Here is a 21,993-nt window from a genome sequence, read left to right as displayed (position 1 = left end):
GTCTTTGTTTTTTGTAAATGAGCCAATAATCGTTGTTGTTGAGTTAAAAATAGGTAAAATAATTAATACACTATCCTTGAAATGCACTTTTTTCTCGTTGAAATGCACTTTTTTATAATAAAATTAACATTATGGTATATATTTCTCAACATTTATTAATCTAATCACCTGAAAATCAATAAATTAATTATATCAAGATTTAAACACATTATTAATGTTATAATTTAACGTTTGTAATTTTATTTAATTGTCAATTTCAGATTTATAAAAATATCAAATTCGTAAACTGCAATTATGGTTTTAGCATTAATAATTAAGCATTGTTGTGTAATATAAAGTGGCTATTATAGACTAAATTAGTGGTGTTGAATTATGACAGAAATTCCCTTAAACATACAATTAAGTGCATTGCCTACCGGACCGGGGGTTTATCAATTTTATGATAGTAATGACAGTATTTTATATGTAGGGAAAGCAAAGAATTTAAAGAAACGTGTTTCCTCATATTTTAATAAGAATCATGAGTACGGAAAAACACGTGTTTTAGTAAAAAAAATTAGGGCTATAAAACATATAGTAGTCCCTACGGAATCAGATGCCCTTTTGTTAGAGAACAATTTAATAAAAGAGCTAAGACCTAGGTACAACGTGTTATTAAAGGATGATAAATCATATCCTTGGTTATGCTTGAAAAATGAACGGTTTCCAAGATTATTCCCGACGAGAAGGGTGATAAAGGATGGCTCAGAATATTTTGGACCTTATACTAGTATGAAAACGGTAAGAGTCCTTTTAGACCTTATTAAAAGTGTATATCCTTTAAGAACTTGTAATTATGATTTATCCGCAGAGAAAATTAATGCAGGTAAGTATAAGGTATGTTTAGAATATCATTTAGGGAATTGTAAAGGACCTTGTGAGGGGTATCAATCTATAACCGAATATGAACGTCAAATAGATGATATAAGGCAAATTGTTAAGGGTAATTTTAAATCGTCTATTACTTATTTTAAAAGTCAAATGAAAGCTTTGGCTGCTGAAATGAAATATGAGGAAGCTCAGGAAATTAAAGATAAGATAGATGTACTTGAAAACTATCAGGTTAAATCTACCATTGTAAACCCTAAGATTAGTAATGTTGATGTATTCAGTATTATATCAGACAATTCTTTTGCTTATGTAAATTTTCTTCAATTGGCACATGGTTCTATAATTAGGTCTCATACCATGGAGATAAAAAAGAAGCTTGAAGAGCAAGATGAAGATCTTTTAGAATTGGCCGTTGTTGAAATAAGGGAAAGATTCAACTCAGATTCAAAAGAACTTTATGTCCCTTTTGAAATTGCAGTGTCACCAGGTCTTAAGGTAACTGTTCCTAAACTAGGGGATAAAAAACGGATACTTGATCTGTCTGAACGTAATGCCAAATTTTTTAGGCAAGAACGATTCAACCAAATTAAAATAATTGATCCCGATCGCCATACCAATAGGATTATGGCACAAATGAAAAAAGATCTCAGATTATCTGCAGAGCCTAGGCATATTGAATGTTTTGATAATAGTAATATACAAGGTAGTAACCCTGTAGCTGCATGTGTTGTCTTTAAAGATGGTAAACCGTCGAAAAAAGAATACCGACATTATAATATAAAGACAGTAACCGGACCTGACGATTTTGCCTCGATGGAAGAGGTTGTGTATCGCAGGTATAAAAGATTACAGGAAGAAATGCAACCTTTGCCTCAGTTAATTGTTATTGACGGTGGTAAGGGGCAGCTATCTTCAGCTTTAAAAAGTCTTGACCTTTTAGGTTTAAGAGGTAAAATTGCTATTGTAGGAATTGCAAAAAGGTTAGAGGAAATTTATTTTCCAGAAGATCCAATTCCGCTCTATTTAGATAAAAAATCTGAAAGTTTAAAGATCATTCAGACTGCAAGAAATGAGGCGCATAGATTTGGTATTACCCTTCATAGGAATAAAAGAAGTAAAGGAGCTATTAATTCTGAGCTAGAAAGTATAGATGGAGTGGGTGAAAAAACGGCACAGCAATTATTGAAAAAATTTAAATCGGTAAAGCGTATCAAAGAAGCTTCGGTAGAGAGTTTAAGTCAAGAGGTAGGTGTGTCAAAAGCAAAAAAGATATATGAGTCTTTTCATAAATAATAATTTGGATAAAACAATAATCTGGGTAGTGGTGGCAATGTTAACCGCTAGTTCTTTAATGTCTCAAAATGTGGAGGAAAAGAAGAAGCCAAAGATAGGTCTTGTTTTAAGTGGTGGCGGAGCAAAAGGGATGGCACATATTGGTGCTTTAAAAGTAATTGAGGAAGCTGGTATTGAAATCGATTATATTGGTGGCTCTAGTATGGGTGCTATTGTTGGGGCATTATATGCCGCAGGTTACACCGCTAATGAATTAGATTCGTTATTTAAAGCGACAAATATAGGCTCGTTAATACAAGATAATCTCCCTAGAAGTGCTAAGACTTTTTATGAAAAAGAGGACTCTGAACGGTACGCATTAACGCTGCCTTTTAAAAACTTTAAAGTAACTGTACCACCAGCATTTTCTAGTGGTCAGAATATATATAATGAGTTTGTTAGACTTTTGTATCATGTGAAAGATATAGATGACTTTAATAAATTGCCTACCCCATTTGTCTGCATAGCAACCGATATTGAAACAGGTAAACAAGTAATTTTGAATTCTGGTTATTTGCCAGAGGCTATTTTGGCAAGTGGTACTTTGCCGTCTTTATTTGAGCCTACCGTTATTAATGATAAAGTTTTAATAGATGGTGGTGTGGTTAATAATTATCCTATAGATGAAGTAAGGGCTATGGGAGCAGATATAATAATTGGTGTAGATGTTCAGCATGATTTATCTGACAGGGAAGCATTGTTGTCCGCTACTGAAATTCTATTGCAGATTAATAATTATAGAACGGTTGCGGATATGAAAGTTAAGTCTGCAAAAACCGATATTTATATAAAACCTAAAATAGAAGATTATACCGTATTGGATTTCAATAAATTGGCAGACATAGTTAAAACCGGTGAAGATGCTGCAAATTTAAAAATAGAAGAATTAAGAGAGCTGGCAACAGATTATAAGAAGAACAAAAATTCAATCTCTGTAATTGAGGCAGATGAAGAACTTACGGTAAATAGATTGTTGATTGATGGTAATACTAATCATACAAGAGGGTATGTAAAAGGTAAATTACGATTCAATTTAGATGAATCTATTAATTTTAAAAAACTACAACAGGGTATTAGTAATTTATCTGCAACAGGTAATTTTAGAACCATAAAATACAAATTGCTAGATAATTTAAATGGAGGAGAAGATTTAATTCTTCCTTTAGATGAAACTAGGAATACCTCATTTTTAAGATTAGGAGCTCACTTTGATGATTTGTATAAAAGTGCTGCAATTATTAACCTGACAAAGCATAGAATATTATCAAAGGATGATGTTGCTTCCTTTGATTTAATTTTAGGGGATAATATTAGATATAATTTCGAGTATTATGTAGATAAAGGTTCGTATTGGAGTTTTGGTTTTAATTCTAGATTCAATGATTTTGAACAGGAAATAAATTTCGATTTAATAGAGGATAATTTTGAGGTTGGCACAGGAAGCCGAATTAATACAATTAATTTGAATGTATCTGACTTTACAAATCAACTATATATTCAAACCGTAGTTAAAGAAGAGTTTGCTTTTACTTTAGGGGCAGAATTTAAACACTTACAATATAGTACTAGAACTTTTGGGGATATACCTGACACCACTGTGCCAGATAATACTACTAGCAGTGGTAGAACGTATTTTGAAAGAAGTAATTTTGTTAGTACTTATGGTCAATTAAAACTAGATACGTACGATGATAAATATTTTCCATCTAGAGGATTATATTTTAGTGGTGATATGCATTACTATGTATTGTCATCAGATTATAATAATAATTTTAAGGATTTTTCAGTATCAAAAGCTCGTATGGGTATGGCTATACCGTTAGTTAAAAATCTATCTATTAATATAGAAACAGAAGGTGGTTTTAAATTAGGTACATCTAAAGTAACCTCGTTCGATTTTATATTAGGAGGTTACGGTACAGATTTTATAAATAACCTAGTACCTTTTGTTGGCTATGATTTTATTAGTCTGCCCGGTAATAGTTTTGTGAAAGCCTATGCTAGGTTAGATTATGAATTTGCTAAAAAGAACCATGCCTTATTCTCCGCTAACTTTGCCAATGTAGATGATGATTTGTTTAGAACTGGAGATTGGTTTCAGGCACCAACGTATTCTGGCTACGGTATTGGTTATGGTTGGGAATCTTTTTTGGGACCTATAAACCTTATGTACTCATGGACGCCAGAAATAGAAAGGTCTCAGTTTTTTGTTAGTATTGGCTATTGGTTTTGATCATGACCAAGAAATAATAATGGCTCAAAAAGCTTAAACTACATTTTGTTTTCTTAAGAAATTCCCAATTATCAATTAGAAGTGTGAATAACTGTTAAGTTTATCATTAAAGTAAGTTAAACCGTACTATAGGTATAATAATGTGCCTTAAATTTACATCAGCTAAGGGGTGGTTCCCTTACAACTTTAAGTAGTGGTTTTTCATAATTTAAAGTTTGGTTGGTTATTTAGGAAAAGCCCAGTTTTTAGACTGGGCTTTTTTTATACAATACTTTGGAATAAATATTGTTTAAGATATTGTAACGAAAGTGATTGATTAAGATCAATTACTATTTTTACATTAAACTACGGACTATGAAAAAAATATTTTTATTCGCCCTTTTCTTAACATATTTTGGTGTCCAAAGTCAAAGCTCCCAATCTGCCTTTAAAACAGGTGAGTGGTTAAAATTTAGAATGCACTATGGCTTTTTAAATGCCAGTTATGCTACACTTCAAGTTAATTCTACAACAATAGATGACAAGCCTGTATATCATGTGGTTGGGCATGGAGAAACAACTGGTGTCGCTAGTTGGTTTTTTAAAGTAGATGATACTTATGAAAGCTATTTCGATAAAAGAGACGGCAAGCCATATAGGTTTGTTCGAAAAATTGATGAAGGCGGTTATACTAAAGACGTTGAAATAAACTTTGATCATAATGCGTCTAAAGCCGAACTTAATGATAAGAAAAACAAGAAAAAGCTTAATTTTACATTAGAGAACAATATACAGGACTTAATATCCGCTTTTTATTTTTTAAGGAACAATTATAAAACAGAGGACCTTGAAGTAGGAAAAGCGATTACCTTGAAAATGCTTTATGATGATGATGGTATTTTCGACTTTAAACTTAAGTATTTAGGTTTAGAAGTTTTAAATACAAAATACGGTAAAGTAGAATGCTTAAAATTTAGACCACTAGTTCAATCTGGGCGTGTATTTAAAGAGCAAGAAAGCTTATCGTTATGGGTGTCGAATGATGACAACAGAATTCCCATAAGAATTAAAGCAGATTTAGCGGTAGGTGCTATAAAAGCAGATTTAGACGGGTATAATGGTCTTAAGCATCAGTTTAAAATTATAATGGATTAGACCGTAAATGGAAGATAAAGAGAAAATCGAATCCCAGATATCTAAACTAGAAGAAAAATATAAAGATTCAGGGCAAGATTTAGGCTCTTATTTAGATGGCTTATTACACCAGCGTTATCTTACCTATTGGGACTATATTCATTTAGATACCTTACTTAGCTTACAGGTTCCAAGAACACACTTTCCTGATGAAGAAATTTTCATCATGTACCATCAAATAACTGAACTGTATTTTAAATTGATTTTGCATGAGCAAAAACAATTGGTAGATGATAAAAGTGGAAACTTAGAATTTTTTATAGAAAAAGTTAGAAGGGTCAATAGCTATTATAAAGTACTTATATCCTCTTTTAGTGTAATGATAAAGGGTATGGAGCGTGAGCAGTTTTTGCAATACCGTATGGCATTGCTTCCTGCAAGTGGTTTTCAATCAGCGCAATTTAGAATGATTGAGTTGTACGCTACTCCTTTAGAAAATTTGGTTCACGTTACAGATAGGGCTCAGTTTTCATCAAAAGATTCCATTGAAGAATTGTACGAATATATCTATTGGAAAAAGGGAGCGACAGACTTATCTACCGGAGAAAAAACTTTAACATTAAAACAGTTTGAGTATCGATATACGCCAAGGTTAATAAGAATTGCCAAACAGGTGGAAAACGCAACAATATATCATAAATACTTAAGTTTACCCAAAGAGCAAAGAGAAGATAGTGCATTGGTAAGTGCGTTAAAAACTTTAGATATGAACGCCAATATAAATTGGCAATTAATGCATATGGGTTCTGCCCATAGGTATTTAAGAAAAGATACTGGTGATATTGAGGCTACGGGAGGTACAAATTGGAAAGAGTATTTACCACCAAGCTTTCAGAAGATTGTGTTTTTTCCAGAATTGTATACAGAGCAAGAATTAAATAATTGGGGTAAGCAATGGGTAGACCATATGTTAAATCCAGATAAATCAAGAGTAGAGTAATGCAGAAATATTGGGGCATAATATTAGTGTTGACTTTAATGGCATCATGCAAAGACGCTAATGACCAGAAGAAAGATATAGCGCAAGAGATTGGTGTAATTGAAGTGCCAGAAGTAAATGAAAGATTTGGTTTTAATTTAGATGAATTCAATGTTAAACTAGATACAGTGAGGTATGGTGATAGTTTTGGTGAATTAATGCAAGAGCATAAAGTTGATTATCCAAAGGTCTTATCTATTTCAGAAAATTTTAGAGACAGTTTTGATGTTCGTAAAATTAGGGTAGGTAAGCCATATGTTATCTTACAATCTAAAGATACATTGGCACAGGCTCAGGTATTTATTTATGAGAACGACCCAATTAATTATACGGTAGTAGATTTACGTGATAGCGTGAAGGTGTATAAGGATAAAAACAAGGTGAAATTTGTTCAACGTGAAGTTTCCGGGATTATAGAATCCAGTTTGTCAGAGGCGATATTGGATCAAGGGGTAGATTATAATGTTACTCACAACTTGGCAAATGTATATGCTTGGACTATTGATTTTTCTAGACTACAAAAGAATGATAAGTTCAAGATTATCTACAATGAAAAATATATAAACGATACGGTTTATGCAGGTGCTGAGCCAATAGAGGCCGCTTATTTTGAGCATAACGGTAAACCTATTTATGCCTTTGCTTATGAAAATGATTCTTTAAGAAGTATTGTAGATTATTTTGATGAAGAAGCAAATAATCTTCGAAGAACATTTTTAAGAATGCCTGTTGAATATGGTAGGTTATCTTCTAGATACAATCTAAAAAGAAGAATTAAATATTACGGGTACAAATTGCGTCCACACAAGGGTACTGATTATGCTGCACCTATTGGAACGCCTATAATGGCAACTGCCGATGGTACGGTTGAAGAATCAACGAGAAGGGGTGGTAATGGTAAATATGTAAAAATTAGGCATAATGCTACATACTCTACCCAGTATCTGCATATGAAAGCTCAAAATGTTAAAAAGGGCGAATTTGTAAGGCAAGGCGATGTAATAGGTTGGATAGGTATGACAGGTAATACAGGAGGTCCACATGTTTGTTATCGTTTTTGGAAAAATGGAAGACAGGTTGATCCTTTAAGAGAGGAATTGCCACAAGCAGAACCCTTGCATGATTCATTAAAAGAAGAATATTTTACATATATCTCTACCTATAAAGAACAATTGGATTGTATTATATATCCTAAGGTTTTATTAGAAGATGAAGAGGATTTACTAACACTTAATCAATAAAATGGCACTAGATAAAATTAACCCACAACAAACTGACATTTGGAAAAAGTTAACGGCTCATTATGAAGAAACTAAAGGTACACACCTAAGAAGTTTATTTTCTTCGGATGCCAATAGGGCAGAAAAGTTCACGCTACAATGGAACGATTTTCTTTTTGATTATTCTAAAAACAGAATTTCTGAGAAAACAATGCAGTTGTTACTTAAGTTGGCTGACGAGGTTAATTTAAAAGGAGCTATTAAGGATTATTATGATGGTGCCTTAATTAATGAAACAGAGGGTAGAGCTGTTTTGCATACCGCGTTACGTGCTAAGAAAGATGATGAAGTCTTGGTAGATGGCGTAAATGTAATACCAGAGATTTATGAAGTAAAAGAACATATAAAAGAATTTACTAGTTCAGTAATCAACGGAGATTTAAAAGGATACACTGGTAAGGCTTTTACTGATGTAGTAAATATTGGTATTGGAGGATCAGACTTAGGTCCGGCGATGGTAACCGAGGCGTTGAAATTTTATAAGAATCATTTATCCATTCATTTTGTTAGTAATGTAGATGGAGACCATGTTCATGAAATTTTAAAAACGTTAGACCCAGAAACGACTTTATTCGTGGTTGTTTCTAAAACATTTACAACCCAAGAAACCTTAAGTAATGCTACTACTATTAAGAAATGGTTTTTAAAGCATGGTACACAAGAAGATATAGCAAAACATTTTGCGGCAGTTTCAACAAACAGTGAGAAAATTGCTGAATTTGGTATTGATCTGGCGAATGTATTTCCTATGTGGGATTGGGTAGGTGGTAGATTCTCATTATGGAGTGCTGTTGGTCTTACAATTGCCTTAGCAGTTGGATATGAAAATTTTGATGCGCTATTAGAAGGTGCCAATGAGGTTGATGTTCATTTTAAGGAAACTGAATTTTCAGAGAATATTCCTGTAATTATGGCATTGGTAAGTGTGTGGTATAATAATTTTTATGGCGCTGAAACAGAAGCTATAATTCCTTACGCTCAATACTTAAGTAGGTTCTCTGCATATTTACAGCAAGGCATAATGGAAAGTAATGGTAAAAGTGTAGATAGAGCTGGCAATACCGTTGGTTATGAAACAGGTACAATAATCTGGGGAGAACCAGGCACTAACTCTCAGCATGCGTTCTTTCAATTAATACATCAAGGGACTAAATTGATTCCTACAGATTTTATTGGGTTCAAGCATTCTTTGCATGGAGATAAAGATCATCATGATAAATTGATGGCTAATTATTTTGCACAGACAGAGGCTTTAATGAATGGTAAGACGAAAGAAGAAGTCGTAGAAGAGTTAAAAGTTAAAAATTTATCAGAATTAGAAATTAACAAGCTTGCTCCATTTAAAGTGTTCACAGGTAACAAGCCTACGAATACAATATTGATAGAAAAGCTTACTCCAAAGTCATTAGGCTCATTAATAGCGCTTTACGAGCATAAAATTTTTGTACAAGGTGTTATTTGGAATATTTTTAGCTATGATCAATGGGGTGTAGAATTAGGAAAACAATTGGCGGGTACAATTTTAGATGATATTAAAAATTCAGAAATATCAAAACATGACAGCTCAACGTTGCAACTTCTTCGATATTTTAAGAAATAATTGGCAATTCTACAATCTTAATCTAAAAACTATAACTATTTAATATTCAGTTTCATTGTTTCATTTTTTACGGTATTTTTGCACTGCTGATTTAACGTTACCTTAACGTTAGAGGACAAAAATTAAAAGACTTTTGCAGCAAGTTAAAAAACTAACAAATACTTGAAAAAATGAAAAAAATGTATTTTGCAATAGCGGCATTTTTAATGACCGTAACTGCTTTTTCACAAGGCACTATTACAGGTACCGTATTAGATGGTGACACAAATTCACCACTGCCTGGTGCTACCGTAATGGTAAAGGGTACTACAAATGGTGCTTCATCTGATTTTGATGGAAATTTTACAATCAATGTAAGTGCTGAATCTGGAACATTGGTTATTTCTTATATCGGTTTCGATTCAAAGCAGATTGCTTTTACTTCTGCTGGTAATATTGGTTCAATTGTTTTAGAGCCTAATGCTGAAGAATTAGAAGGTGTTGTTGTTGTTGGTAGAGGTATTATTGACCTTGCTAGTGATAGACAAACTCCAATTGCTGTTTCTTCTATTCCTGTTGAGATTATTCAAGAGAAGATAGGTACACAAGATATTACCATGACATTGGTTAATACTCCTTCTGTATATGTATCTGGTCAAGCAGGTGGTTTTGGTGATTCTGATATGAGAGTTCGTGGTTTTGAGCAAGATAACACTGCCTTTCTTTTAAATGGTCAGCCAATTAACGGTATGGAAGACGGTAAAATGTACTGGTCTAACTGGTCTGGTTTAAATGATATTGCAAGTGGAGTTCAAATTCAACGTGGTTTAGGTTCTTCTAAATTGGCGATTTCCTCTGTTGGTGGTACGGTTAACTTCGTAACTAAAGCAACAGAAATGAACGAAGGTGGTTTTGGTTATGCAACTGTAGCTAACGATAACTATATTAAAACTTCTGCAGGTTATAACACAGGTGTTTCTGAAAAAGGTTGGGGTTTAAGTGTAATGCTTTCACACTGGCAAGGAGATGGTTACAACGAAGGTAACTTTGGTGAAGGTCAAACTTATTTTATTTCTGCTGGTTTTAGACCAAATGAAAAGCATGGTTTTAACTTGTTATTAACTGGTGCACCACAATTTCACGATCAAAACTTTACAAAATCTATAGCTGATTATCAGCAATATGGTTTACGTTACAATAATAACTGGGGTACTTACAATGGTGAGTACAAAACTGAAAGAAGAAACTTTTACCATAAACCGGTTGCTAACTTAAACTGGGATTTTACTATCAGTGATAAATCAAACCTTTCTACTGTATTATATGCCTCTTGGGGTAATGGTGGTGGTACTGGTGACCGTGGTAACAGAATTAGAACTGCCGAAGGTCGTATTGATTATGATGCTATTTACGCTGCTAACGGTGAAATTGAAAATGGAGCTGGTGGTTATTTTACAGCTGGTGGAGGTTATGTTACTCGTTCTTCTATGAACTTACATAGCTGGTACGGTTTAATTTCAAACTTCGAAACTAAAATTACAGATGAACTTTCTTGGAATGTAGGTTTTGATTTAAGAACATATTACGGTAAGCACTTTAGAGTTGTTTCTGATTTTCATGGTCTTGATTCTTGGGCAGAAACAATTCGTTTAAGAGATCAAAATAACAATCACGAGAGATATGGTACTTTTGGTACTTATAAGAATGTATTGGCAACAGAAAGCTTTAGACCTTCTGGTTGGGCTGCTGCTTTTGATTCTTATCCTGAAGATCAAAAAATTGCATATAGCAATGATGAGCGTATTTCTTACGGTGGTTTGTTTACGCAATTAGAGTATGCTACAGATAATATGTCTGCATTTTTCCAAGGTTCGGTTTCTAACCAATCTCACCAAAGATTTGACTTTTTTCAATATGCGGATCAAGCATTAATCGATGGTACTTCTAGTCAAGGTACAGATGAGCCTATACCAGCTGGTATTACTCCTGGTACAGATTCTGAAAAAGTAGATAACTTAGGTTACAACGCTAAAGCAGGTTTAAGCTATAAAGTTTCTGAAGCTCACGCATTTTATGTAAACACTGGTTACTACAATCGTCAGCCTTACCACGATAATATTTACTTAAACTTTACAAACCAAGTAAACCCGTTAACTGAAAATGAAAAGATTTTTGGTTTAGAAGCTGGTTATGGTTTCAAAAGTTCAATATTCTCTGCTAACGTTAACTTGTATAGAACTTCTTGGAAAGATAGAGTTGTATCTAGCTCTAACATAGTTGATGATGTTCTTCAGTTTACAACCAATTTTGGTACTGAGCAATTACACTCTGGTGTTGAAGTAGATTTTAAACTTAGACCTATTGCAGACCTATCTATAAATGGTCAATTTTCTGTAGGAGATTGGGAATATAAAGGTGATGCAACTACGCAGGTTGCTGATGAAGATAGAAACATAATTAGCTTTGAAACCGTTGATTACGACGGTGGTAAAGTTGGTGGTGCTGCACAATTATCTGGTGGTTTAGGTTTTGCTTATAAAATCAACCAAAAATTCTCTATCGATTCTGATTGGAGATATTATGATAATTTATATTCTGATGTTGGTGCTGTTAAAGAGAATTTGAAATTACCTTCTTACAACTTGTTAGATGCTGGTATTACTTTTAGAGTTCCTTTAGGTGCTGATAAATTAAAGCAGTTGAAAATAAGAGGTAACATTAACAACTTACTTGATACTGAGTATCTTTCAACATTGACTACTGCTAATTTTGCAGAAGCTGGTGATGAATTGTATAAAGGTATAGCTGTATCTAACCAAGGTTACTTTGGTTGGGGTAGAACTTGGAACGTTACTTTACGTTACGAATTCTAGTAAAAATATTAAGAGTAAAAATAGACCCTGACTGCAAAGTCAGGGTTTTTTTATGCCCAAAAATCAGTACATTTAAAACTTAAATTATAGAACTATGTACGAAACTATTCACATGTTACATTCTTACTTGGCATATATAGCATTGGCTGTATTGGTCTTAGCGGTTATCAACGCTATTTCTGGTCTAGTAGGAAAGAGAATTTTTAATATGGGCAAAGATCTTAGATTAAGCCTGTTTGCACTTATTTTATGCCATATTCAATTATTAATAGGGTTAATACTATACTTTGTTTCTCCAAGTGGGTTAAGTGCAATTCAAGAATTTGGCATGGGTGGTTTGTCTTCGGCGGCACGTTTATTGGCGGTAGAGCATCCTTTCATTAACATACTGGCAATAGCAGCTATAACTATTGGCTGGTCTAGACACAAGAAGTTTGTAGAAGGCAATAAGAAATTTAAGAGTATTGCTATATTTTACGGAATAGGATTGTTGCTAATTCTTAGCAGAATTCCTTGGGGTCAATGGTTTAACTAATCTTATAAAATTTTATAATGAATAAAATTTCGTCAATAATATTGATGGTGCTTTTTAGTGCTTCAATGTTCGCTCAAAAGCAAGAACTTTTCAATGGACAAAATTTAGATGGTTGGACTATCTACGGAACTGAAAAATGGTATGTAGAAGGAGGTTTATTAATATGTGAAAGCGGACCTGATGCTGAGTATGGGTATTTAGGAACGGATAAGGATTATAAGAATTTTATACTTGATTTAGATTTTAAACAAGAAGCTGATGGTAATAGCGGTGTGTTTATTCGCTCTAATGTAGAAGGTACAACTGTTAGTGGTTGGCAAGTGGAAGTTGCCCCTCCAGGTGCTTTTACAGGCGGTATTTATGAATCTTACGGTAGAGAATGGTTAATTAAGCCAACAGCAGATAAAGACGAAGCTTTAAAATTTGGGGATTGGAACCATATGAAAATCAAAGTTGAAGGCAAAGTGGTAACCTCTTGGATAAACGGTGTTGAAATGGTTTCTTTAAAGGATAGGCGTATTGGTAAAGGAGAAGGTGCAATTTTGTTACAAATACACTCTGGTGGAGGTATTAAAGTAAAGTGGAAAAATATAGAAATTGAAGAATTAGATTAATCTGATTTATTTACTTTCTTAATTAAATGAAGAAAGACAGGAAAATGGTCGCTATAACCACCAATATAGCTGCCGCCAGCATATGTTCTAAAAGGGTAGCCCTCATATTTTCCTTTTGGATCCATTAGATAGTTGGGAGAAAATATACCTACTTTCCAGTAGCTGTAACTATCTTTTTCTTTGTTTATAAAGCTAGAAGTCATGTAAAGTTGATCAAATAGATTCCATCTGTCTCGGTATGCTAATGATCCCCTTCCTTTTTTAAATAGTTTTTCCATAGGTCCGTATAATCCAACGGAATCTAAGCTTTTAAAATTCTTCTGTACTTTTAGAATTTTTTTGAAACTAGGGTCTATAGGGTCATCGTTGAAATCTCCCATACTTATTATTTTAGCATTTAGGTCTTGTCTTCTAACGGAATCTATAATACGTTTATTTAATTTTGCGGCTTCTAATCTATATGGTCTGCTTCTTGCTTCGCCTCCACTTCTAGATGGCCAATGATTAACAATAAAAAGTACTTTTTCATTATCTAATAACCCTTCAACAATTAACTGATCTCTGGTGTAATCTCGTTTTCCATCTAAATTGAAGAGTAATAACCTGTGGCTATTGAAATTTACGGGAACAAAAGCACTCTTTTTGTAAAGTAGGGCTACGTCAATGCCTCGCTCATCAGGAGAATCATAATGTACAATTCCATAGTTGTAAATAGACAGATTTTTATGTTGTATTAAGTCTTGTAAAACATTTAGGTTTTCTACTTCACAAACACCTACAATATCTGGTGCGGTGTCGTTATCTATTGAGCCAATTTCAGATATAACCTTTGACATTTGCTCTATTTTTTGCTGATAACGTTCTTCTGTCCAATTATCTTTTCCTGTAGGAGTTCTATCGTCGTCAAAAATTAAGGTATCATTTTTAGTATCAAATAGATTTTCTAGATTATAAAATGCTATGGTTCTAATTTGATAGGTACTACCGTCTTGAGCTAATAAGTATAGTGGGAACAGAAAGAACAAAAAACATAAAAAGCGCATTGTTGAGGGTATTTTATCTTAATAAATAGCGAGTATACGGATTTTTAATGTTAATTATTTCTTAAAATAGTATCTTAAGGGCTCACTAATAAGGTGTTAAGGTATCGTATGATTAGGAATGCGCTTTTATTATTATTTTTTCTTAGAATATTTTCACTTCAGGCTCAAAATACGTCTACCATTAGAGGAGTGGTGAAGGATAAAATTAAAGGTGAGCTAATTACGGATGTAGAAGTAATGTTAGAAGGTGAGGCAAACTCAATTACAACCAATAATTTGGGACAGTTTGCTATGGTCGTCTCAATTACTGGAGATTATATTTTACAAATATATGCACCAGATTATAATCCGAAACGAATACCGTTACATCTAATTGGAAATGAAATTGATTTAGGTGTAATTTTTTTAGAACGTGATATTACGGTTGAGAAAGAAATTAACCTAGTCAATATTACTGATGACGAATTGTTAGATGATGAGGTAAATTCTAACGCACTAGCTTTATTACAATCAACGAAAGATATTTTTCTAAACAGGGCCGCTTTTGATTTCGGACAGGCATTTTTTAGGGTTAGAGGCTACGATTCACAATATGGAGAAGTACACCTTAATGGGTTGCCAATGAATAAAATGTACGATGGCAGACCTCAATGGAATAATTGGGGAGGCTTAAATGATGTAATTAGAAATCAGCAATATTCTAATGGTTTAGGTGCTTCAGATTTTACTTTTGGTGGTATTTTAGGAAATACAAATATTGACTTACGACCATCTGGTTTAAGACCGGGTACTAGATTATCTTCATCAATATCTAACAGAACTTATAGCGGCAGACTCATGGCTACCTATAATTCTGGAGTTAAAAATGAGAAATTTGCATATATAATTTCTGCTTCTAGACGTTGGGCAAAACAAGGTTATATTGATGGTACATTGTATGATTCTTATTCGGTTTATGGTTCATTCGAATATCTCCTAAATGAAAAAAATACAATTTCTACTACCGCAATAGTTGCATCAAACAGAAGAGGGCGTTCATCTGCCATTACAGAAGAGGTTTATGAAATTCAAGGAAATAAATACAATCCTTATTCAGGTCTGCAATACGGGAAAATTCGAAATTCTAGAGAGCGTAATATTAGTGAACCTTTGTTTTTGTTGAATTATAATCATGAGTCCAAAGGTTTACGCATTAATGCAGGTTTGGGATATCAAACAGGGAGCTACAAGCGAAGTAGATTAGGTTATTTTAATGCACCCAATCCTGACCCCACTTATTACAGGTATTTACCAAGTTTTTATCTGAACTCACCAATAGGTGCAAACTATGAAAGTGCTATTCAAGCAAAGGAGGGGTTTGTATTAAATCCACAATTAGATTGGGAAAATTTGTATAAAGCTAATAGTAGTATAAGTCAAGGGGGAGAGGCAGCTTATGTGTTATATGATGATGTAATTAAGGATAATCAATTTACCGCAAACATAACCTCGAACATTGATGTCAACAGTCATTTAAAAGTTGATATTGGTTTTACACATAAAAGACTTAGTTCAAAAAACTTTGCTCAAATAAATGATTTGTTGGGGGCAGCATATCATCGTGATATTGATACATTTTCAGAAACGCTCAACGATACTTCATCTGATGTAAATAAATTTGAAGAAGAAATATTCAATTACAATTATAACTTGAACGGTAGTAATACAGCAATTTTTACCCAGTTAAATGCAAATTATAACAAGGTTAAAGTATTTGTGACAGGAAAGTACGTTTTAGATAATTTTCGAAGAAATGGTTTGTTCCAGAATGAACGGTTCCTTGATAATTCTATCGGGGAAAGTGAGCAAATAAAATTCTCAAATTGGTCTATTAAATCTGGTGCAACATATACTATAACAGGTAGGCATTGGGTAGCTGTAAATACCGCACATATTAACAGAGGACCGGTTCTGCAAAATATATTTATCAATCCCAGAGAAAATAATGCGATAGTTCCCGATTTACAAAGTGAAAGAATAACCAGTGTAGATGCCAGTTATTTTTTAAGAATGCCAAAACTTACCGGGCGGTTAACTGGCTTTTATACCCGTTTTCAGAATACTACAGATGTAAATTTCTTTTTTGTTGACTCAGGTGTAGGTTCAGATTTTGTTCAAGAAGTTTTAACTGACTTAGACAAATTACATTTAGGTGCAGAGCTTGGTATAGAGTATCAGTTATCTAGTGCGGTTAAGCTCTCTTTGGTTACTTCAATAGCAAAATATGAATATGCGAGCAATCCGTTCGTGACCATTAATTTCGATACGGCAGGGGCAAGTGAAGACTTAATCGATGTTTCTGGTTCAAAGTTTTTAGGACAATCTGCCGTAAAAGGGTATAAACTGGCACAAGGTCCGCAAAAAGCTATTGCAGCAGGTATCGAATATAGAGACCCCAAATACTGGTGGATAAGTGGGTCGGCTAATTATCTAGGGAATAATTATGCTAATATATCTACCATTACTAGAACTCAAAGTTTTTTAATTGACCCTGAGACACAATTGAGGTTTACGGATGCAACAGATGAAAATGTTCAAAAATTATTAAAGCAAAAACCGCTTGATAATTTTTATTTGTTAAATATGGTTGGTGGTAAATCTTGGCTTAGAAAGGGCAAGTATATAAGTGTTTTTGCAAGTATTAATAATGTATTTGATACCACTTTCAGAACTGGTGGATATGAACAAAGTAGAAATGGTAATTATGGTCAGTTAAAGCAAGATAATTTAAGTGGTAATCCATCATTTGCTCCAAAATATTGGTATGGTTTCGGTAGAACATATTTTTTAAATTTTGCATTTAGTTTTTAAATATGAATGGTAATAGCAACATATTTTATTTGATGATAGCAATGTGTGTAGTGCTTGGCTCTTGTGTTAAAAACAGAGAATTCAATACGCCTGAGATTGAATGTTCAAATTCCAATTTTACAATCATAAGTATTTCAGAGCTAAAAAGTTTATATATAGATAAAACTGTTCAAATTCAAGAAGATATTGCTGTTCAGGGATATGTTATTTCCTCTGATATAAAAGGCAATTTTTTCAATGTTGTCTTTTTTCAAGACGCTCCTGCTAATCCTACTGAAGGTCTACAATTGGAGTTAGAGTTAAGAGATTCTCATTTGTTTTTTGATGTTGGTCAGCAAATAACCATAAAATTAAAGGGATTGTATTTAGGGCAATCTAATGGTATTTATAAGATTGGTGGTGTACTTACTTCTTTTGGTAATATAAGTGTGGGTAGATTACCTAAAAATGTTGTTTTTGATCATGTTTTGGTCTCTTGTAAAGAGAACAATGGTATTCTGCCGACTTCAGTTGCTATATCTGAATTAAATGAGAACATGGTAAATACTCTAGTGAAGGTGAATAACGTGGAATTTAAGTTAGATGAGCTAGGCAAGAGTTATGCAGTTGAGGAAGAGGAAACTTTAAGGACACTAGTTGACTGCAGTGATAAAGAGTTGGTACTTTTAAATAGTGGTTACGCTGATTTTCAATCTAAGATAGTTCCAGATAAAATGGGTGGTGCTACTGGTATTTTGACTTTAGACAAGAATGAATATCAATTGATAATAAGAGATGAGAATGACCTAAATTTTAATGAGGAACGATGTGAGGATTTTGTTGATGAATTTACTTCTAATTCCATTTTAATAACTGAAATAGCAGACCCTGACAATAATGCGGGTGCAAGATTTATAGAGCTTTATAACGCTGGTAATGAAAGTTTGTCTTTAAAAGGTTGGTCTTTGCTACGATACACAAATGATAATACTGAAGTTAGTTCCACAATCGATTTGTCTGATTCTGTAATGGAAGGGAAAGAATTATTAGTGATTTCTCCAAATGCAGAGGAATTTGAAGAAGTTTACGGCTTTGCTCCAGACATTTCTGCGGGCACTAATTCTCCGGCAGATTCCAATGGAGATGATAATATAGTTCTAGAAGACCCTTTTGGGAAAATTATAGATTTGTTTGGAGTTGTGGGACAAGATGGGAGTAACACTAACCATGAATTTGAAGATGGTAGGGCGGTTAGAAATATAGAAATAGAATTTGGTAGCCCTATTTTTAAACCAATTGAGTGGGTAATTTTTAATGATACTGGTGATGAAGGCACCATCAATCAGCCACAGAATGCTCCAGTAGATTTTACACCTGGTGTGCGATAATTTTATCCGTTTTCTTTTGCGTCTATTATTTTTTTAACCGTACTTTCAGTTAATGGCTTAACAATGTAATCTTTAACCAATTTATAATTTTTTGCCTTCTCCATGTAAGTAGGGCTTATAAATGAACTGGTGATATAAATTTGAATATGTTCTATTTTATCTTCAGGTAATTGTTCAAATTCTTCTAGAAAAGACCAGCCATCTCTATTTGGCATATTTAAATCTAAAAAAATAACATCTGGAAGGGTAATATTTTCAACTAACAAACCTATGAGACCATCAAGAGCTTCTTGACCACCAGTATAGTATAGAATATTATCGCTAAAATTATGTTGCTTTAAAATATTCTTACCGCTAACAGAAAAAAATTCGTCGTCATCTATAATACAACAACTTGTAAATACGCTCATTTTAAAATAATTCAATAGTAAATCTTACCCAGATTTAGATTTTTATATGGAGTAATCAAATTTATTTGCTAAGTTATGTAATTAAGATAACCTTTTTTTGAAAAAAAATTACACTAATCGTTGCAATTAGCAATGGACTTAACACTGATTGATATATATAAATTATCCTTCCACGACAGCGCCTAGAATCTTCGCAAGATCATCAGGAGTTATCGGTTTTAAAATATAGTTGTCAACTTGATCGTAATCTTTAACTCGTTCTAAATCTCTAGGGTCTACAGAAGAACTAATGATATAGATTGTAATAGATTTTGATCTTTCACTTTGGCAGTTTTTAAATTCATCTAAAAATTCCCAACCGTTTAAAATCGGCATATTCAAATCTAAAAATATTACATCTGGCAATGGTTCTTTAGCTAAGAAAATTTTCGTTAGTCCGTCAAGTGCATCTTGTCCATTACTGTAGACAAGAATAGATTCTGCAAAATCTACTTCTTTAATAATTCTTTTTGTTCCATAAACGAATATAGGGTCATCGTCAATTATGCAGCAAAGTTGAACTTTTTTCATATTCAGTTTTTTTTAGTTAGTTGTGTTTAAGTTCTATAAATATTGTGGTACCATTATCAACAATACTTTCTATAGAAATAGTACCGCTCATTGCTTCAATTTGGTTTTTTGTAATAAAAAGACCTATACCTTTTGCATCTTTATGTTTATGGAATGTTTTATACATACCAAATATTTTATCACCGTGTTTTTCTAAGTCAATACCTTGACCATTATCTTTAAATGATATTTGGATAAAATCACCCTTTACTTTAGATTTTATTTCAATAATAGGAGTTCGTTCAGATGACCTATATTTTAAAGCATTTGTAAGAATGTTAAGAAATATACTTTCCAAATAAGCAGGAACGGCATTTACAAAATGAGACTTTGATACATCTATTTTTATAGTTGCACTTTGTTCTTCTAGTAAACCGTTTATGCTTTTTGTAATTTGGTTAATAGTATTAAGTATGCTAATGCTCTGTAATTTTTCTAGAGCTCCTGTTTTTACTAAAACTACATCATTTAAATGATCAATAGTTTCAGATAAACTTTCAGTAGCACTTGTAATCATTCTATTTAAATTTAGACGTTCATTTTCATCTTTCTCTTCATTTAAAAATTTAGTCAGCATTGTCATGTTAGTAGAATGCGACCTTAGATTGTGAGAGACAATATGTGCGAAATTAGTAAGGCTCTCATTTTGGCTCTTTGTAACCTCTACTAAAGCTTCTAATTTATTCTGTGATTCAATACTATTGGTGATATCTAAAAATTGAACAATGGCATGACTTGGTTTCTCATTTAAATCTCTTACAGGTGTAACCCCAATAATAGCGTGTACTACATTTCCATCTTTATGAAAGTATCTTTTTTGCAATTGTAAATTATTATTATTTTCACTGAATACTTTAGATTTAAAAACTTCACTACTACTTAAATCATCTGGATAAGTAATATCTGTAGTTTTCATTTTTAGTAATTCTTCTTCTGAATACCCTAAGCTTTTAGATAAGCTTTTATTTACTTTTAGCCATTTAAGTTCAGGGCTTACAAGTGCCATACCAATAGAAGAGTGTTCAAAAGTTTCTGCAAAAGTTTCAGTGCTCTTGGCTAGTTTAAGTTCTGCACTTCGCAATTCTGTAATATCCCAGTTTGCACCTGTCATTTTAATAGCTTTACCATTAAAATCTTTAATTGTTTTAGAGAGACCTTTAATATGTTTAACTGAGCCATTCTTATGCTTTATTCTAAACTCTTCATCAAAATCTTTAATTCCATTTATGGCGTCATTAGTAGCTGTTAGTGCCTTTTCCTTATCTTCTGGATGTATAGTTGATGACCAAGCTTCGAAAGCTCCTGAAAACTGATCTTCTTTAACATCAAAAATTTTATACATTTCTTGATCCCATATTAATTCATTTTCTAAAAGATCATATTCCCATGTTCCAATTTTCGCTGTTTTGGTGGTAATTTTAAGGCGCTCGGTAATTTCTTTATGTGCTAACTGAACTTTTTTACGTTCATCAATATCTTGAAAAGTACCAACTAGTCTTGAAGCATGACCGTTTACTAATTCTACTTCACCTTTTGCACAAACCCAAACTTCATTCCCTTTCGCGGTTACAATTATTAATTCTGTATCAAACGGTTTGCCATCAGCAATTGCTGCACCTACTAATTTTGTAATGTTATCTCTATGAGTTCCTTCTTTGTAAAAGTTAATTCCGTCCTCTAAGTTGGGTGTGAAATTTTCATCAACTTCATGAATGTCTTTAGTAGTTTTGGTCCAGTTAATCAATCCGGTTTTTAAATCAAGTTCCCAGCAGCCTATTCTGGCAACTTCTTCTGCTTTGTGAAGGAGTTCAATTTCTTTTTTATCTATAGTTATATCATCTAAAAACACTATTGCTCCATCAAAACCATTAGTATCATAAGTTGATGGTAGAATTTTCCATTTTAACCACTGTATTTTTCCACTGGGCAAAACAAATTTTTGCCCGTGGTTAATATCCTCTTTCCCTTTAACTCCATTTTCAAGCGCAGTTTTGAAAAAATCGGGTGTTTCTATAGTAACATCAAAAAGATGTTTGTCGATAATATCGTTGTCGTTTAAGGTAAATTTACGCAGCCACTGGTTAGAGTAGCTAATAAAGTTTAACTTAGTATCGACGATAGCAATTGCATTGGGGGACTCTTTTAAAAGAAAGTCAACGGCCAGTGTTTTCAAAAGTTATTGATTTAAATTTAAAGGTACATATTTCCTTTAAGGTAAGAAAAAATAGTTGGTAAGTAAGAAAATA

At 33.0% G+C, this 21,993-nt stretch carries 15 protein-coding genes; 11 read left to right on the top strand and 4 right to left on the bottom strand.

Annotation, left to right across the window (positions count from 1 at the left end):
- Positions 1 to 372 precede the first annotated feature (372 nt).
- The 9 genes from uvrC to BM296_RS02320 all read left to right on the top strand — a co-directional run bounded on the left by uvrC (position 373) and on the right by BM296_RS02320 (position 13,468).
- Complete coding sequence (uvrC, locus tag BM296_RS02360; RefSeq protein WP_091901176.1) at positions 373 to 2,163, top strand: excinuclease ABC subunit UvrC; 1,791 nt, start codon at positions 373 to 375, stop codon at positions 2,161 to 2,163.
- Positions 2,144 to 4,435, top strand: a complete 2,292-nt coding sequence (locus BM296_RS02355) for a patatin-like phospholipase family protein (protein WP_245786956.1) — start codon at positions 2,144 to 2,146, stop codon at positions 4,433 to 4,435. Before uvrC ends, BM296_RS02355 begins: the two co-directional genes overlap by 20 nt.
- Before the next feature lie 354 nt (positions 4,436 to 4,789).
- Positions 4,790 to 5,569, top strand: a complete 780-nt coding sequence (locus BM296_RS02350; protein WP_027065764.1) for a DUF3108 domain-containing protein — start codon at positions 4,790 to 4,792, stop codon at positions 5,567 to 5,569.
- A 7-nt stretch (positions 5,570 to 5,576) separates the two neighbouring features.
- Complete coding sequence (locus tag BM296_RS02345) at positions 5,577 to 6,548, top strand: tryptophan 2,3-dioxygenase family protein (protein WP_091901174.1); 972 nt, start codon at positions 5,577 to 5,579, stop codon at positions 6,546 to 6,548.
- Entirely contained in the window at positions 6,548 to 7,828 is a 1,281-nt protein-coding gene (locus tag BM296_RS02340) for a peptidoglycan DD-metalloendopeptidase family protein (protein WP_091901172.1), read from the top strand. The genes BM296_RS02345 and BM296_RS02340 overlap by 1 nt, the downstream gene beginning before the upstream one ends.
- A 1-nt stretch (position 7,829) precedes the next feature.
- Positions 7,830 to 9,467 carry a glucose-6-phosphate isomerase gene (pgi, locus tag BM296_RS02335; RefSeq protein WP_091901170.1) on the top strand — a complete coding sequence of 546 codons (1,638 nt, stop codon included), beginning with the start codon at positions 7,830 to 7,832 and terminating at the stop codon, positions 9,465 to 9,467.
- Positions 9,468 to 9,637: 170 nt separating this feature from the next.
- Entirely contained in the window at positions 9,638 to 12,319 is a 2,682-nt protein-coding gene (locus BM296_RS02330; protein ID WP_027065768.1) for a TonB-dependent receptor, read from the top strand.
- Positions 12,320 to 12,413: 94 nt separating this feature from the next.
- On the top strand, positions 12,414 to 12,854 hold the full coding sequence (locus tag BM296_RS02325; RefSeq protein ID WP_027065769.1) for a hypothetical protein: 441 nt from the start codon (positions 12,414 to 12,416) through the stop codon (positions 12,852 to 12,854).
- Between the two features lie 17 nt (positions 12,855 to 12,871).
- Positions 12,872 to 13,468: a 3-keto-disaccharide hydrolase gene (locus tag BM296_RS02320; protein ID WP_091901168.1), complete on the top strand. Its 597-nt coding sequence runs from the start codon at positions 12,872 to 12,874 to the stop codon at positions 13,466 to 13,468.
- Here BM296_RS02320 and BM296_RS02315 read toward each other — a convergent pair.
- Complete coding sequence (locus BM296_RS02315) at positions 13,465 to 14,511, bottom strand: endonuclease/exonuclease/phosphatase family protein (protein ID WP_091901166.1); 1,047 nt, start codon at positions 14,509 to 14,511, stop codon at positions 13,465 to 13,467. The genes BM296_RS02320 and BM296_RS02315 overlap by 4 nt on opposite strands.
- Before the next feature lie 108 nt (positions 14,512 to 14,619).
- Here BM296_RS02315 and BM296_RS02310 point away from each other — a divergent pair, with 108 nt between their 5' ends.
- On the top strand, positions 14,620 to 17,361 hold the full coding sequence (locus BM296_RS02310; RefSeq protein WP_091901163.1) for a TonB-dependent receptor: 2,742 nt from the start codon (positions 14,620 to 14,622) through the stop codon (positions 17,359 to 17,361).
- A gap of 32 nt (positions 17,362 to 17,393) precedes the next feature.
- Positions 17,394 to 18,728 (top strand): DUF5689 domain-containing protein, encoded by a 1,335-nt coding sequence (locus BM296_RS02305; protein WP_091902929.1) that lies wholly within the window; start codon positions 17,394 to 17,396, stop codon positions 18,726 to 18,728.
- Positions 18,729 to 18,730: 2 nt separating this feature from the next.
- On the opposite strand, the gene BM296_RS02300 is transcribed toward BM296_RS02305, so the two are convergent.
- The 3 genes from BM296_RS02300 to BM296_RS02290 all read right to left on the bottom strand — a co-directional run bounded on the left by BM296_RS02300 (position 18,731) and on the right by BM296_RS02290 (position 21,920).
- The gene (locus BM296_RS02300) at positions 18,731 to 19,138 is read right to left on the bottom strand and encodes a response regulator (RefSeq protein WP_091901161.1); all 408 of its coding nucleotides are present in this window, start codon (positions 19,136 to 19,138) and stop codon (positions 18,731 to 18,733) included.
- 162 nt (positions 19,139 to 19,300) lie between these two features.
- Positions 19,301 to 19,708, bottom strand: coding sequence for a response regulator (locus tag BM296_RS02295; RefSeq protein ID WP_091901159.1), 408 nt, complete (start codon positions 19,706 to 19,708; stop codon positions 19,301 to 19,303).
- Positions 19,709 to 19,724: 16 nt separating this feature from the next.
- Positions 19,725 to 21,920 carry a PAS domain-containing sensor histidine kinase gene (locus BM296_RS02290; RefSeq protein ID WP_091901158.1) on the bottom strand — a complete coding sequence of 732 codons (2,196 nt, stop codon included), beginning with the start codon at positions 21,918 to 21,920 and terminating at the stop codon, positions 19,725 to 19,727.
- Between the last annotated feature and the right edge of the window lie 73 nt (positions 21,921 to 21,993).

This window comes from Maribacter stanieri, from assembly GCF_900112245.1.
GTDB lineage: Bacteria > Bacteroidota > Bacteroidia > Flavobacteriales > Flavobacteriaceae > Maribacter > Maribacter stanieri.
Note: the sequence above shows the minus strand (reverse complement) of the source record. Positions and strands in the feature narration are given on the sequence as shown.

What these genes read in the sequence shown, in the direction of transcription:
- uvrC (WP_091901176.1), top strand. Translation starts at nt 373, where the DNA reads ATGACAGAAATTCCCTTAAACATACAATTAAGTGCATTGCCTACCGGA.
- BM296_RS02355 (WP_245786956.1), top strand. Translation starts at nt 2,144, where the DNA reads ATGAGTCTTTTCATAAATAATAATTTGGATAAAACAATAATCTGGGTA.
- BM296_RS02350 (WP_027065764.1), top strand. Translation starts at nt 4,790, where the DNA reads ATGAAAAAAATATTTTTATTCGCCCTTTTCTTAACATATTTTGGTGTC.
- BM296_RS02345 (WP_091901174.1), top strand. Translation starts at nt 5,577, where the DNA reads ATGGAAGATAAAGAGAAAATCGAATCCCAGATATCTAAACTAGAAGAA.
- BM296_RS02340 (WP_091901172.1), top strand. Translation starts at nt 6,548, where the DNA reads ATGCAGAAATATTGGGGCATAATATTAGTGTTGACTTTAATGGCATCA.
- pgi (WP_091901170.1), top strand. Translation starts at nt 7,830, where the DNA reads ATGGCACTAGATAAAATTAACCCACAACAAACTGACATTTGGAAAAAG.
- BM296_RS02330 (WP_027065768.1), top strand. Translation starts at nt 9,638, where the DNA reads ATGAAAAAAATGTATTTTGCAATAGCGGCATTTTTAATGACCGTAACT.
- BM296_RS02325 (WP_027065769.1), top strand. Translation starts at nt 12,414, where the DNA reads ATGTACGAAACTATTCACATGTTACATTCTTACTTGGCATATATAGCA.
- BM296_RS02320 (WP_091901168.1), top strand. Translation starts at nt 12,872, where the DNA reads ATGAATAAAATTTCGTCAATAATATTGATGGTGCTTTTTAGTGCTTCA.
- BM296_RS02315 (WP_091901166.1), bottom strand. Translation starts at nt 14,511, where the DNA reads ATGCGCTTTTTATGTTTTTTGTTCTTTCTGTTCCCACTATACTTATTA.
- BM296_RS02310 (WP_091901163.1), top strand. Translation starts at nt 14,620, where the DNA reads ATGATTAGGAATGCGCTTTTATTATTATTTTTTCTTAGAATATTTTCA.
- BM296_RS02305 (WP_091902929.1), top strand. Translation starts at nt 17,394, where the DNA reads ATGATAGCAATGTGTGTAGTGCTTGGCTCTTGTGTTAAAAACAGAGAA.
- BM296_RS02300 (WP_091901161.1), bottom strand. Translation starts at nt 19,138, where the DNA reads ATGAGCGTATTTACAAGTTGTTGTATTATAGATGACGACGAATTTTTT.
- BM296_RS02295 (WP_091901159.1), bottom strand. Translation starts at nt 19,708, where the DNA reads ATGAAAAAAGTTCAACTTTGCTGCATAATTGACGATGACCCTATATTC.